Origin of the sequence: Candidatus Neomicrothrix sp. (assembly GCF_035329545.1) — a bacterium.
GTDB classification, from domain to species: Bacteria; Actinomycetota; Acidimicrobiia; order Acidimicrobiales; family Microtrichaceae; genus Microthrix; species Microthrix subdominans.
Map to the genome: position 1 here is coordinate 46819 of NZ_DAOLGP010000024.1, position 13835 is coordinate 60653.

12 protein-coding genes are annotated in these 13835 nt (G+C 68.1%); 7 read left to right on the forward strand and 5 right to left on the reverse strand.

Annotated elements, in window-relative coordinates; all coding sequences use genetic code 11:
• Positions 1–41: 41 nt before the first annotated feature.
• From PKD89_RS13325 to PKD89_RS13345, 5 genes are all read left to right on the forward strand, one after another.
• Complete coding sequence (locus tag PKD89_RS13325; RefSeq protein ID WP_289011410.1) at positions 42–1313, forward strand: cytochrome P450; 1272 nt, start codon at positions 42–44, stop codon at positions 1311–1313.
• Positions 1314–1592: 279 nt separating this feature from the next.
• The gene (locus PKD89_RS13330) at positions 1593–2579 is read left to right on the forward strand and encodes a glycine betaine ABC transporter substrate-binding protein (RefSeq protein ID WP_289011409.1); all 987 of its coding nucleotides are present in this window, start codon (positions 1593–1595) and stop codon (positions 2577–2579) included.
• Between the two features lie 59 nt (positions 2580–2638).
• Positions 2639–3304: an ABC transporter permease gene (locus tag PKD89_RS13335; RefSeq protein ID WP_287389851.1), complete on the forward strand. Its 666-nt coding sequence runs from the start codon at positions 2639–2641 to the stop codon at positions 3302–3304.
• Positions 3305–3368: 64 nt separating this feature from the next.
• A complete protein-coding gene (locus tag PKD89_RS13340) occupies positions 3369–4634 on the forward strand; it encodes an ABC transporter ATP-binding protein (protein WP_289011407.1) in 1266 nt (421 codons plus the stop codon).
• Positions 4631–5422, forward strand: coding sequence for an ABC transporter permease (locus PKD89_RS13345; RefSeq protein WP_289011406.1), 792 nt, complete (start codon positions 4631–4633; stop codon positions 5420–5422). Before PKD89_RS13340 ends, PKD89_RS13345 begins: the two co-directional genes overlap by 4 nt.
• Before the next feature lie 12 nt (positions 5423–5434).
• Here the strand turns inward: PKD89_RS13345 and PKD89_RS13350 are convergent, their stop codons facing one another.
• The 5 genes from PKD89_RS13350 to PKD89_RS13370 all read right to left on the reverse strand — a co-directional run bounded on the left by PKD89_RS13350 (position 5435) and on the right by PKD89_RS13370 (position 10770).
• On the reverse strand, positions 5435–6262 hold the full coding sequence (locus PKD89_RS13350; RefSeq protein WP_289011405.1) for a PhzF family phenazine biosynthesis protein: 828 nt from the start codon (positions 6260–6262) through the stop codon (positions 5435–5437).
• Between the two features lie 94 nt (positions 6263–6356).
• On the reverse strand, positions 6357–7421 hold the full coding sequence (locus PKD89_RS13355) for a CPBP family glutamic-type intramembrane protease (protein WP_289011403.1): 1065 nt from the start codon (positions 7419–7421) through the stop codon (positions 6357–6359).
• Positions 7422–7448: 27 nt separating this feature from the next.
• Complete coding sequence (locus PKD89_RS13360) at positions 7449–8453, reverse strand: aldo/keto reductase family protein (RefSeq protein WP_287378936.1); 1005 nt, start codon at positions 8451–8453, stop codon at positions 7449–7451.
• A gap of 6 nt (positions 8454–8459) precedes the next feature.
• Positions 8460–9650 (reverse strand): ABC transporter ATP-binding protein, encoded by a 1191-nt coding sequence (locus PKD89_RS13365; protein ID WP_287378937.1) that lies wholly within the window; start codon positions 9648–9650, stop codon positions 8460–8462.
• 25 nt (positions 9651–9675) lie between these two features.
• Positions 9676–10770, reverse strand: a complete 1095-nt coding sequence (locus tag PKD89_RS13370; RefSeq protein WP_287389839.1) for an undecaprenyl-diphosphate phosphatase — start codon at positions 10768–10770, stop codon at positions 9676–9678.
• Positions 10771–10847: 77 nt separating this feature from the next.
• On the opposite strand from PKD89_RS13370, the gene PKD89_RS13375 reads away from it, so the two are divergent.
• Positions 10848–12065 carry a YncE family protein gene (locus PKD89_RS13375; RefSeq protein ID WP_287378939.1) on the forward strand — a complete coding sequence of 406 codons (1218 nt, stop codon included), beginning with the start codon at positions 10848–10850 and terminating at the stop codon, positions 12063–12065.
• Positions 12066–12093: 28 nt separating this feature from the next.
• Positions 12094–13835: xanthine dehydrogenase family protein molybdopterin-binding subunit (locus PKD89_RS13380; RefSeq protein ID WP_324332495.1), on the forward strand; the 1742-nt coding region annotated here is incomplete at its 3' end.

Consider the following 13835-nt stretch of genomic DNA (forward strand, 5'->3'; position numbering starts at 1 on the left):
ATTCGGTGACGCGCTGGAGAGGGTCGGATTACCGTACGGACGTGAGCGCCGTCCCACCCACCGATGTAGACAGAGCTCCCCGAGGTCGGCTCTCGCCGGACGAGGCCGATATCGCGTTGTCGAACGCGATCCTCACCGACGAAGGCCGTCAGGATCCCTACGGCCCGTACCGGGAGATCCGCGAGGGGCTCCGTCGTTATCGCTCGGCGATCGGATCGATGATCGTCGCCGACTACGAGAGCTGCCTCGAGGTGTTGCGCAACCCCGCGTTGGGCCGCCCGGAGCCCGACATGGATCTGCCCCCGGGCCTGAGCGGACGAGAGCGACGCCCAGAGGACCGTCGCGGGTCGATGCTGTTCGCCAACCCGCCCGATCACACCCGGTTGCGGGCACTGGTCAGCCGTACGTTCACGCCGCGTCGTATCGAGGCGATGCGGCCGAGGATCGAGGCGCTGCTCACCCCGATCCTCGACGAGATGGCAGAGGCGGGCACGGTCGACGTGCTCGAGGTGCTCGGGGCCCGCCTGCCGGCGGCGGTGATCTCCGATCTGTTGGGCGTGCCGCCCGAGCTACACGAGACGCTGGCGCCCCACGTCCGGGCGAGCACGGCCTTCATCGATGCCGCCGCCGACGACGAAGCGATCGCCCGGGCGGAGGCGGGCGTGGCGGTGATGGCCGAGGTGTTCGAGCAACTGATCGCCGACAAACGCCGGGTCCCCGATGATCGGCTGCTCAGCGCCCTGATCGACGTGGAGGAGGCGGGCGACCGCCTCAGCCACGAGGAGCTGTTGGCCAACACCGGGCTGATGTACGCCGCAGGCTTCGAAACGACGACCAACCTGATCGGCAATGGTCTGTTCGCCCTCCTCACCCACCCTGATGAGATGACGCGCCTTCGGGCCGATCACACGCTGATCCCCTCGGCGGTGTGGGAGTTGCTGCGCTGGGATTCCCCGGTGCAGCTCAACGTGCGGGCGGTGCTGCGCGAGGTGGAACTCTTCTACGAGACGATGCCGTACGGCCAGCTCTTCACCGTCCTCCAGGGCAGCGGCAACCGTGACGAGGCGGCGTATCCCAACGCTGACACCTTGGACGTCGGCAGGTTCGTCGACCGCGCGACGCCACCGCCGCTCAGCTTTGGATGGGGGCCCCACCACTGCCTGGGTGCGTCGCTGGCGCGGGCCGAGGGCGAGATCGTCTTCGATGCGCTGATCGACAGGTTCGGCTCCCTCGAGCTGGTCGATCAGCCTCGTTATCGAGCCAGTTTCACCTTGCGGGGATTGACGTCGTTGATCGTCGAGTGCCAGCAATAAGCGCGTCGGGATCGACCCCTCGGCGGCTTGACCCGCCAGTGCAAAGTTACCCAATCTTAACGTTGAGTGAGCTTCAGTGGGATCGGGTGACCCATCGCGCTACGGTCCTTTTGCGCCATTTGACCGCAACGTGCGGTGAGGCGCTGTGACCAGGTGAGGGAAACCGTGGTCCGGAAGGTGCCCCGCGCAACGACGCGTGAGCAGGCCCCGGAGTGTCCACGCAGGTTTCGCCGGTCACGGGGTCAACCCCCCGTTGAACGACAACCGAAAGGACTGTTCATGACTCAGAACCGACGATTTGGGAGGTTCGCCGTCGCCGCAGCCGCGCTGGTGGTCCTGCCGTTGGCCGCTTGCGGTGACGACAATGGCGAGAGCAGCGGTGGCGACACCGCAGCCGCCGACAGCCCACTCGCCGACGCCGACCTCAGCGGGGTGAGCCTCTCTGTCGGCTCGAAGGACTTCGATGAGCAGTTGATCCTGGGCAACATGTTGGCCGACGCCTTCGAGGCCGCCGGTGCCGACGTCGACCGCAAGATCAACCTTGGTGGCACCAACGTGGCCCGTGCGGCCCTCCTGTCCGGTGAGATCGACAGCTACGCCGAGTACAACGGCACCGGCTGGACCGAGCACCTCAAGCAGGAGGATCCGTCCAGCGACGGCGAGGAGCTCACCGAGAAGGTCCGCCAGATGGACCTCGAGAAGAACGACATTGTGTGGGTGGGGCGTGCGCCGTTCAACAACACCTACGGCTTCGCCACCGGTCCGGACCTCACCGAGAAGAACGGCGGCGCCTTCGACTTCGACTCGATGGCCGCCTACCTGAAGAAGAACCCCGACGCCAAGGTGTGCATGGAGTCCGAGTTCCCCAGCCGTTCCGACGGTCTGGTGCTCTTCGAGGAGGCCACCGGGTACAAGATCCCCAAGAGCCAGCAGGAGATCCAGGACACCGGCATCATCTACACCGAGACCCAGAAGGGCAACTGCGACTTCGGTGAGGTGTTCACCACCGACGGTCGCATCTCCGAGCTCGACCTGAGCGTGGTCGACGACGGCGGCGCGATGATCATCTACAACATCTCGATCAACGTTCGCAAGGACGTCTACGACGAGGCGCCCGAGGCGTTCGACACGATCGCCGACGCGGTGCTCGGGTCGCTCGATCAGGAGACGATGACCGCGCTGAACGAGCAGGTGTCCGCCGAGGGTGAGGATCCGGCCGACGTGGCCAAGCAGCACCTGGTGGACGCCGGTCTCATCGACGGCTGACGCCCCTGGAGGGCCCGCACCGGGCCCTCCGTTCACCTCGAGAGGAAGAACAGCACCGGATGGTTGAGAGCCTGCAGAGCTTCTGGGAGTACTTTCAGAAGCAACTCGACAACGACAGCTTCACGGAGGCGTTGATTCAACACGCCACCTACGTCGTGTTGGTCACCATCTCCGCCACCGTCATCTCGGTGTCGTTGGGGGTGGCGGTGAGGCACCGTCCGGTGGCCAGGGAGGTGGCGTTGGGAATCGCCAGCGTGTTTCTCACGTTCCCCTCCCTGGCACTCTTCACCCTCTTCATCCCGATCCTGGGGCTTGGCTTCAAGCCCGCCTTCGTCGCACTGTTGCTCTATGCGCTGCTGCCGATCATGCGCAACACGGTGACCGGGCTCAACGGCGTCAGCCCCGACGTGCTCGAGTCGGCCAAGGGCATGGGCCTGTCGAGCACCGAACGGCTTTTCAAGGTGGAGTTGCCCCTGGCCTGGCCAGTGATCATCACCGGCATCCGGGTCTCGGCGCTGCTCACCACCGGCATCGCCGCCATCGCCACGCTGATCGCCGGCGGCGGTCTCGGCGACTTCATCAAAAAGGGGCTCAGCCGTTTGGGGCTGCCCAACTCGCTCGAGGCGATCTGGGTGGGCACCCTCGGCACGATCGCCCTGGCGCTTGTGATCGACCTCATCTTCGTCGGCATCCGCCGCGCCACCACGCCCCGCGGCATCCGCTAGCGCCCACCGCCCGTTCCCCAGTTCGCCCGCACCGAAGTTCGCATAGCATCCACAGGAGACCATCGTGTCCGAAACGCTCATCCAGTTGCAGGGGGTCTCCAAGACCTACCCCGGCAGCAAAGCTCCGGCGGTGTCCGACCTCGATCTCGAGATCAAGAAGGGCGAGATCCTTGTGCTCGTCGGGCCCTCAGGCTGCGGTAAGAGCACCACGCTGCGCCTGATCAACCGCATGATCGAGCCGACCGCCGGGCGGATCATCTTCGAGGGTAAGGACGTCACCAACGTCAACCCCGACCAGCTGCGCCGACAGATGGGCTACGTCATCCAGCAGATCGGTCTGTTCCCACACCGCAACATCTATCAGAACATTGCAACGGTTCCCCGCCTGCTGGGCTGGAACAAATCCGACATAGAGGAGCGGGCCAAGTACCTGCTCACCATGGTGGGGATGGACCCCGAGCAGTACCTCAGCCGCTATCCCAAGGAGTTGTCCGGCGGGCAGGCCCAGCGGGTGGGCGTCGCCCGGGCGCTGGCCGCCGACCCCGACGTGTTGCTGATGGATGAGCCCTTCGGTGCCATCGACCCGATCACCCGGGATCGTCTGCAGAACGAATTTTTGCGGTTGCAGGCCGAGCTGCAGAAGACGATCGTGTTCGTCACCCACGACATCGACGAGGCCGTGAAGATGGGCGACAAGATCGCCATTCTGCGGGAGCAGTCCAAGGTGGCCCAGCTGGATACGCCCACCAATATCCTGGCCAGCCCGGCCAACGCCTTCGTCAAGGAGTTCCTCGGCTCGGGTGCCCTGCTGAAGGGGCTGACGCTCGAGCGGGTGCGCGACCTCGACATCCCGCAGTACCCAACGGTCAGCCTGCCGGCCGACCGCCCCAAGGTGCTGGCGGCGCTCGAGCAGGCCGACGACGATTGGGTGGTGCTGCTCGACGAGCAGCGGCGCCCGATCCGCTGGCTCGACCGGGAGGCGGTCGAGGGAGGCAAGTCGTCCATCGCGCAGTCGGGGTTACCTGTGCGTGTGGCGGTCGAGTCCGACCACACGCTCCGTGATGCTTTGGAATCGATGATTCGCTCCACCTACGGATCGGCGGTGGTCGTCAACACCGACGGCACCTACCGGGGCGTCATCACGCTGGAGGCCCTGGCCGAGATGGTGCGCAAGACCGAGGCCACCGCCCGGGACGAACAGGCGGTCTATCGGGCGGAAGCACGACGGGCGGCCGCCGCCGGTGTGGATGCACCCACTGTCGACCCGACGGCAGACCTGGCCACGCATGCATCGGCCCGCAACGGCGACACGGCGAAGGGCACCTCATGAGCGATCTGGCCATAGCGGCGGCCGAGGCACAGTCGCCCGACGACGTCGAGTCTGACGCGCCCGGCCGCACGTGGAACTTCGACCTGATCATCACCCCGATCGCCATGGGATTGTTGTTGATCCTGCTCATCACCGTGTGGCAGTTCGCCGACATGGACGTGACCACCAAGAAGATCCTCTCGCCTGCCAACCTGCGCATCCAGACCTGGCAGCACCTGCAGATCACCTTCTGGTCGACCCTGCTGGTGATCTCGATCGCCATCCCGCTCGGCATCTTCATCACCCGCGAGGGGTTCAAGAAGTTTTCCGGGCCGATCCTCACGGTCGCCAACTCCGGGCAGGCCATTCCGGCTTACGGCCTGTTGGTGCTGTTTGCGGCCTGGATCGGCACGGGCATGCGCACCGTGATCATCGCGCTGATCGTCTTCGGCATCCTGCCGGTACTACGCAACACGATGGTGGGCCTCGAACAGGTCGACCGCTCCTACATGGAGGCGGGCAAGGGCATGGGGTACTCGGGGTTCCAGGTGCTGACGCGCATCGAACTGCCCCTAGCGGTGCCGGTCATCCTCGCCGGGGTGCGCACTGCGCTGGTGATCAACGTGGGTACCGCTGCGCTGGCAACGTTCATCGGTGGTGGCGCCCTGGGCGAAACGATCAACTCGGGGCTGAAGTTGCAGCGCAACACGGCGCTGTTCGTCGGTGCCGCTCTGGTCGGCCTGCTGGCGCTGACCATCGACTGGCTGGCGGCCCTGGCCCAGTACAAGCTGAAGCCCAAGGGTATTTAGCTCACTCCAGCGTTACTGAGCGGGCGAGGCCATCTGGGTGAGTATCAGATGGCCCATGACGACCGCCCGGCCGGTCAGAACGACGCGATCGTCGGCGACGATCGCCCGCAGGTCGCCACCCCGTTGTGACGCCTGGTGGCAGGCCAACGTGTCCCGGCCCAGCCGGTGCGCCCAATAGGGCGCCAGCAGTGCATGGGCCGAGCCGGTCACGGCGTCCTCGGCGATGCCCAGGCTGGGAGCGAACACGCGGCTGACGACATCGAGGTTGCCGTCCCCTGGGGCGGTGAGCACCAGCGGACGGTCCTCGGAGCGCGCCAGCGCCGACGGGTCGAAGCGGGCGGAGCGGACCGCAGCCGCATCGTCGAGCACAGCGATCAGGAAGCCCGTGGCGCCGGCCCCGGGTCCGGCGAGGATCTCGCTCGGGTGCTCGGCCAGGCCGAGTGACGCCCAGTCCAGCGAGGTCGTCGTCGGTTCGGGTTGATGCGCCGGAAGGTCGAGGTCGATCTCGCCCGATGCGATGCGTCGGCACACCAGCGGCCCGGATCGGGTGAGAAACGTGGCCTCCTCGTTGCGATGGAGGTGGCCGTCGGCCCACAGCGTTGCCGCCGCCGCCAGCGTGGCGTGCCCACACAGGTCCACCTCGACCTCGGGGGTGAACCAGCGCAGGCGGTGGGCGTCATCCTCGGGCCAGCAAAAGGCGGTCTCCGACAGTTGTAGCTCGCCGGCGACCGCCTGCATCCAGGCATTCGGCGGCTCCTGGTCGAGCACGGCGACCGCCGCCTGGTTGCCTGCGAACGGCAAGGCGGTGAATGCGTCGATAAGCGTGAGGGTGGTCGGCATGACGACGATTCTGTAGGCCGGCGTCGGGTTATCGGTGGATGCGACGGCACAGGAGCGGTCACGGCACCCAGTACCGGTGCGGGGTGCGTGGTCGCTAGTCGCCGAAGGCGGTCGACTCCGGGGCCGTTGAGCGACCGGACGGTGGCGGCCACGGCGGTGGTCGTCCGTGGGGCCAGGGATCGGCCGCCCCTGCGGCGGGGGGCACGGGCGCGGCGTAGCCGCCGGGGGAGTGTGTGGGCGCGGCGTAGCCGCCGGGGAAGGTGTGCTGGTTGCGTTCCCAGGTGAGGTAGGCGTTGACGCCCAGCGCAATCGCCGAGCTACCACCGAGGAGGATGATCGACCCCACGATGGCGACACCCACCACTGCCTGCCCGCCGTCCTGGCCGACCAGGCGGGGCAGCAACCCGAAGCCGACCGCCACAGCGTTGTTCAGCGCATGGATGGCGACGCCCATCCACCAGCTTCGGATGACCCGCACGTAGGCGAGCACCATGCCGACCAACACCTGGGGCAGGATGAACGCCGGAAGAAACCAGGTGAACTCCGCGAAGTTCCCCAGGTGGGCACCGGCGAACACCACGGTCAGGGTGACGATGACCCCAAAGCGCACCCGGGTGGGCACGAGTGCCGGGCCGTCGTTGGTCTCGCGGGGCAGCAGGCGGCGCAGGATCAGGCCGAGCACGACGATCACGCCCACCGTCAGAGCCACCTCGACGACCGCAGCGAGCGCCTCGTCGTCTCCACCAACGATCGCCTGCCCGAGTGACACACCGAACAGGCTGGGCACGAACATGACCGACAGAACGCCGATCCCACCGGCGACGTGCCATGGGCGCAAGGACATCGGCAGCCGAAAGGCCACTTCTTCGATCAGGGGGGCGAGCACCACAGCCGTCAGTATGAGGCTGATCACCGGACCGGATTCAACCAGGTCGCCGATTGCGTTTTCGGGTGGGTCACTTCCGAAGGCGACCACTGCGATCGTGACGACGATCGACGACGCGTAGGCGACGGCGAGCGACACGCCCCACAGCGGCAGGAACCATCCGGTGCTCGGGGTGGCACGGGGACGAAACGAATCCCGGCCCGACCAGAACCGCAGGTAGTCGCCCAGGACACTGGCCGTTGACCGAGTTGAGGTCGGTTGTTGGTGACTCACCCGCTGGTCATTCACCAACCGGGCGCCTTAGAGACGTTCCTTGGGCTGATCCTTGAGCGTTTTCCCCGGGTCGGTGGTCGTGACCGGTTGCAGGATCGCTTCGACCTTGGCGACCAGGTCGTCGTCGAGGGTGATGTCGATCGCCTGCACGTTGCGGGTGACCTGCTCGGCCTTGGACGCGCCCACGATCGCCGAGGCGACGTTGGGGTTGCGCAGTACCCAGGCCAGGGCCAGGTCGGCGGTCGAGAGACCGGCCTCGTCGGCCAGCGCCGAGACCTTCGCCACGGCGGTGAGGACGTCGTCGCTCATCCACCGGGAGATCATGTTCTTGCCACCGGCCTCGTCGGTGGCCCGGCTGCCCTCGGGCGGCGCCTCGCCCGGGCGGTACTTTCCGGTGAGCACCCCCTGGGCCAGCGGCGACCAGACGATCTGGCTGATGCCCAGCTCCTCGCATGTCGGGACGACCTCGGCCTCGATGACCCGCCACAACAGCGAGTACTGCGGCTGGCTGGACACCAGTGGCACCTTGAGCTCGTCGGCCAGCGCCGCGGCGGAGCGGATCTGGTCGGCGGTCCACTCCGACACGCCCAGGTACGCGACCTTGCCTTGGTGGACCAGGTCGGCGAACGCCGACATCGTCACCTCGAGCGGGGTGCGGTGGTCGTAGCGATGGGCCTGGTACAGGTCGATGTGGTCGGTGCCCAGGCGGCGCAGCGAGCCCTCGACCGATTCCATGATGTGCTTGCGGGACAGCCCTTGCTGGTTGACGCCCGGACCGGTGGGCCAGAACACCTTGGTGAACAGCTCGATCGACTCGCGCTGCACGCCCCGCAGGGCCTCGCCCAGGACCGATTCGGCCTTGGTGCCCGCGTAGACGTCGGCGGTATCGAAGGTGGTGATGCCGGCGTCGAGGGCCGCATGGACCGCCTCGATGGCGACGTCGTCGTCGATCTGCGAGCCGTGGGTCAACCAGTTGCCGTAGCTGATCGCCGACACCCGCATGCCGGAATTACCAAGAAATCGATGCTCCATGGCGGTTCACCCTACGGGGCCGGGCGGCTCCTCCGCAGGCGCCCATGCGACGGCAGGCCCGCCGGAGTAGGTCACGTCGACCACCTCGCCCGGTCGGGCCGGCGGGGCACCCCCCGTGCGGATGCTCAGCGTGAGCGCTTCACCATCGCTGGCGGCGACGGCACCGCCGATCGGCGTCACCCGAGTGAGCGTCGAGTGTCCGAGGAACTCCGCTTCGGTGACCCGCCAGCCGGTACCCGGGTCGGTTCCGTCAAGGGCGCCGTCGTCGGTCCCGCCGCTGCCGCCGGCACGGCCGTCGATCGTCGATCGGATCGTCAGCGCCTCCGGACGTACGAGCACGCTCACCGGACCCGGGCCGACGATGCCGCGGATCGGCAGGGGGCCGAGAGGCGACACCGCCACCGACGGCCTGCCCGCCTCGATCGTTCCCGGGACGAAATTGGCGTCGCCCAGAAAGCCGGCGACCCAGCGATCGCTCGGCGTGGCGTACACCTCTTCGGGCGTCCCGACCTGGGCGATCCTTCCCTCGTTGACGATCGCCACCCGGTCGCCCAAGGTGAAGGCCTCGTCGCGGTCGTGGGTGACGAAGATGGCGGTGACCCCGATCGAGCGCAACGTTCGTCGAACCTCGCTTCGCACGTCGGTCCGCAGCCCGGCGTCCAGGTTGGAGAACGGCTCGTCGAGCAAGAGCACCCGGGGACTGGGCGCCATCGCCCGGGCCAGGGCGACCCGCTGCTGCTGACCGCCCGAGAGGGTGTCGGGGCGCCGGTCACCAAAGCCGACCATGCCCACGCGGGCCAGCGCCGTGTCGATGCGGGGTGAGGCCCGGCGTTCGGGCCGGGGCAGTCCGAAGCCGACGTTGGCGGCCACAGACAGGTGAGGGAACAGGGCCCAGTCCTGAAACACCAGGCCCACGCCGCGGCGTTCGGCCGGGACGAACGTCGAGCCGCCGGCCACCCGCCGATCGCCCAGGTCGATCGTGCCCCCGTCGGGACGGTCGAGGCCGGCGATCAGGCGTAGCAGGGTGGTCTTGCCCGACCCGGAGGGGCCGAGCAGCGCCATCAGCTCGCCCGGTGCCACGCTCAGGCTCAGCCCGGACAGCACCTGGGCTTCGCCGAAGCGGCGCACGACCCCGGTGATGGTGACCCCGGTCGCGGTCGCAGTCGCAGTCGAAGCCCGGGAGCCGGGCGCGCTCATGGCCTGCCGCCCGGCGGCTTGGCGATCATCCGGGGGTGGAGGTAATCGTGCCGGTCAGCAGCAGCACGGCACCCACCCCGGCGATCGCCAGCCGGTACCAGCCGAAGATCGCCAGCGATCGCCGCTCCAGCCAACGCACCATCCAGGTGATCGCCACCGCAGCGGTGATGAACGCGACGACCAGCCCGATGACGATCTCGGCGCCGCCGTAGGAGTCGACGAGCAGCGACCCGTTCTTCAGGGCCTCGTAGGCGGTCGCTGCACCCAGGGTGCCGAGGCCGAGCAGAAAGCTGAACTCGACGGCGGCCGACACGCTGAGGCCAACGAGCACGGCGGCCACGATCGTCACCAACGAACGGCTGGTGCCCGGCCACATCGCCACAACCTGGGCCAGGCCGATGATCAAGGCCTGGCGGGGGGTGATCGCCTCGAGCGCCGTGCCGATGACGTTGGCTCGGCCGGCCGACTGGGTACCGCCGGCCGCCCCGTCGACCGCTGCCGCGTCGGAGGGCCGGCGGTGCTGCAGGCGGTCGGCCAGCACCAGGATGGCGACGCCACCCACCGCCCAGGCGACGACGATCGGCCAACCGGCGAACAGCTTGGACTTGATCGCATCCTCGGCCAGTACACCGATGATCGCAGCCGGAAGGAAGGCGACGACCAGCGCGATCCCAACCGTCCGGCCCTCTGCCGAGCGGCCGATGACGCCCTGGAATACCGAGAGGATTCGGCGGCGGTACAAGATGAGCACGGCGAGGATGGCCCCCGCCTGGATCACGATGGCGAAGCTGTCCGCCGGAGCCTTGGTCGCCTGGGTGTCGCCAACACCCAATAGTTGCTGGGAGACGTAGAGGTGGCCGGTCGAGGAGACCGGGAGATACTCGGTCACGCCTTCGACCACGCCGAGGATCGCCGCCTTGCCAACCGTCATCTGTTCCCCGGCTGCGGTTGCGTCGGTGGTGGTATCGGCGGTGGTGTCGCTCGCCCCCGAAGGCTTGGGCGCAACCAGAAGTACCACCATGATCAGGACGGCCGCAGCGGCGGCCCGAAGCGCAGCGCGAGCGACCGACCCGGAGGGGGTGGACGGCGGCCGGTGATGGAGGGTCTGGGGGGAGATCATCGGGTGCCTACGCTACCGGTGGGCGGGCATCGTCGAGGCGTGCCGGGTTCTTGGCGATCGCTGAGTAGGGTCGTGTGATGGCGCAGCCGGCCACTGGCCCAGCAGTCTTTGGCGGGATCCTGATCGCCACGATCATCGGCGTGATCGGTTTTGGCGTGTTGTCCGACCCCGGCCCCGAGCGGCGTGTCAGCACGGAGCGGTCGGCGGAGGCGGCGACCGGCCGTGCCGAGGCGTCGGCGGACTCCTCGACATCGACCTCGGCTCCGCCGGTGACAGCGCCCGACGATGGCAAGACCGCTGCCCAACGCACGCTCAGCCTGGTCGACACGATCACCGACCCTGCCCTTCGACCCAAGTCGGTGGTCGCCTCCGGCAGCGGCCTGTTCTTCGCCCAGAACATGATGTACGCCCACAACGTGGCCGTGTACAACCGCGACCTCGAACAGGTGAAGGTGATCGACGACGAGGTGGTGCCGGCCTTCTTCGACCTGCCCGGCAACTCCGCACTCAAGGGCGGACCGGTCGAGGCGGTGTTCACCTCCGATGGGTCGGCCGCCTACGTGTCGCAGTACAAGCTGTACGGACCGGGCCAGGACAACCCTGGCACCGACGTGTGCACGCCGTCGGGCTTCGACGACAGCTTCGTCTACCGGATCCCCACCGACACCCTTGAGATCGATCAGGTGATCCCGGTGGGACCGGTGCCGAAGTTCGTCGCGATCACCCACGACGATTCGACCCTGTTGGTGTCCAACTGGTGTGGTTACGACCTGTCGATCGTCGACACAGCGACCGGCAAGGAGACCCGACGGGTGGACATCGGTCGCTACCCGAGGGGCATCGCCGTCGCACCCGACGACTCGGTGGCTTACGTCACCGCCATGGGCACCTCCGACATCGCCATCGTCGATCTGTCGACCTTCGAGGTCGAGTGGATCAAGGACGTGGGCCAGGCGCCTCGCAGCGTGGCCCTGTCGCCGGACGGCAAACAGCTGTTCGTCACGCTCAATGAGGAGGCCGAGGTGAAGCGCATCGACACGGCCACCCGCAAAGTCACCGGCGAGGTGGTCACCGGCAACCAGCCCCGGTCGATGGTGCTCTCCGACGACGGCACGGCGCTGTACGTGGTGAACTACGCCGACGACACGTTGTCGAAGGTGCGGACGTCGGACATGGTCGAGCTGCAGGAGCTGCCCACCAGGCACCACCCGATCGGCGTCACCTACGACAAGGCCACCCGCCGGGTGTGGGTGGCCTGCTACGTCGGAGCGCTGATGGTGTTCCAGGACGCCTGAGAGGCGGACGTCCGGGGAGGGGGCCAGAATGGAACAGACCGGCAGCATTCCACCGGCGGGTGGCAGCATCCTCGGCACGCGGGTGAACCGCGTTGAGGACGACTCGCTGCTGCGGGGCGAGGGCACTTTTGTGGAGAACCTCGAGCTGACTGGCGCCGCCCACGTCGTATTTGTGCGCTCGGGCGTCGCCCACGGCGAGCTGGTCGACGTCGATCCGTCCGAGGCGCTCGATGCTCCAGGGGTGGTCGCCGTGATCACCGCCGACGACCTCGACCTTGCGCCGCTCGCACCGGCGCTGGGCATGGCGCCGCCGGGGATGGCCCGGCCGCTGCTCGCCACCGACCGGGTGCGCTTCGTCGGCGAGCCGATTGCAGCGGTGGTGGCCGAGACCCGTGCCCAGGCGGTCGACGCCGCCGAGCGGGTGATCGTCGAGGTCGACCCGCTGGCGGCGGTGGTCGATGCCGAGCGTGCCGCAACCGATGAGCTGGTGCTGTACCCCGAGGTGGGCACCAACACCGCCGTGACGATTGCCGCGCCCGACAGCGCCGATCTCGGCGACCGTGACCCGTTCGATGGCTGTGAGGTCGTCGTGTCCCAGCGCATCGTCAACCAGCGCCTGGCGCCGGTGCCGCTCGAGGTGCGGGTGGCGGCATCGCGCTGGCGGGACGGTCGTCTCACCCACTGGTCGACCACCCAGAACCCACACGGTGTGCGGGACGGTCTGGCCGTCATGTTCGGGCTCGACCAGGCGCAGGTGCGGGTGATCTGCCCCGACGTCGGCGGCGGGTTCGGCCCCAAGAACGGGCTGTACCCCGAGGAGCGACTCACCGCCGAGCTGGCCCGGCGCCTCGACCGCCCCGTGCGGTGGGTGGAGACCCGGTCCGAGTCGATGCTCGGGCTGGGCCATGGGCGGGCGCAGGTGCAGCACGCCACGATCGGCGGGCGTCGCGACGGCACGGTGCTGGCCTATCGCCTCGACGTGATCCAGGACAGCGGGGCCTACCCGTCGGTCGGGGCCGTGCTGCCGTTCATGACCAGGCTGAGGGGGCCGGGCACCTACGACATCGCGGCGGTGTCGGTGTCGGCAATTTCGGTGGTGACCAACCCCGTGCCCGCGGATGCCTACCGCGGCGCCGGACGGCCGGAGGCGACCGCCGCGATTGAGCGCATGATGGATTGTTTCGCCGCCGAACTGGGCATGGATGCCGTCGAGGTGCGCCGTAGGAACCTGATCGCCGGTCCTTTTCCCTTCACCACACCGACCGGTGCCACCTACGACTCGGGCGAGTACGCAGGAGCCCTCGACAAGGCGCTGACCGCCGCCGGGTACTCCGAGCTTCGTTCCGAACAACGGCGGCGTCGCGCTGCGGGTGAGGCCCCGTTGCTCGGCATCGGCGTGTCGACCTACGTCGAGGTCACCAACGGCCTCCGCAGCGGCGAGCACGGTTCGATCGAGGTGCACCCGGACGGCAGCGCGCTGGTACGCACCGGGTCGTCGGCACACGGCCAGGGGCATCACACCGCCTTCGCCATGATCGCGTCGGCCCAGACCGGCATCCCGATCGAAGCGATCACCGTGCGCCACGGCGACACAGACGACGTGGTGCGCGGCGGTGGTACGGGCGGCTCGAAGTCGCTACAGGTCGGTGGCACGGCGGTGCTGTCCGCCGCTGACGTGCTCGTCGACCGAGCGAGGGAGGTCGCCGCCGACGTTTTGGAAGCCGCCCCGAGCGACATCGTGCTCGACCTCGACCGGGCCGTCTTTCATGT

Excerpts from the sequence above, each read along its gene's own strand:
- PKD89_RS13375 (WP_287378939.1), top strand. The coding sequence starts at position 10,848 with ATGGCGCAGCCGGCCACTGGCCCAGCAGTCTTTGGCGGGATCCTGATC.
- PKD89_RS13335 (WP_287389851.1), top strand. The coding sequence starts at position 2,639 with ATGGTTGAGAGCCTGCAGAGCTTCTGGGAGTACTTTCAGAAGCAACTC.
- PKD89_RS13370 (WP_287389839.1), bottom strand. The coding sequence starts at position 10,770 with ATGATCTCCCCCCAGACCCTCCATCACCGGCCGCCGTCCACCCCCTCC.
- PKD89_RS13350 (WP_289011405.1), bottom strand. The coding sequence starts at position 6,262 with ATGCCGACCACCCTCACGCTTATCGACGCATTCACCGCCTTGCCGTTC.
- PKD89_RS13365 (WP_287378937.1), bottom strand. The coding sequence starts at position 9,650 with ATGAGCGCGCCCGGCTCCCGGGCTTCGACTGCGACTGCGACCGCGACC.
- PKD89_RS13330 (WP_289011409.1), top strand. The coding sequence starts at position 1,593 with ATGACTCAGAACCGACGATTTGGGAGGTTCGCCGTCGCCGCAGCCGCG.
- PKD89_RS13345 (WP_289011406.1), top strand. The coding sequence starts at position 4,631 with ATGAGCGATCTGGCCATAGCGGCGGCCGAGGCACAGTCGCCCGACGAC.
- PKD89_RS13360 (WP_287378936.1), bottom strand. The coding sequence starts at position 8,453 with ATGGAGCATCGATTTCTTGGTAATTCCGGCATGCGGGTGTCGGCGATC.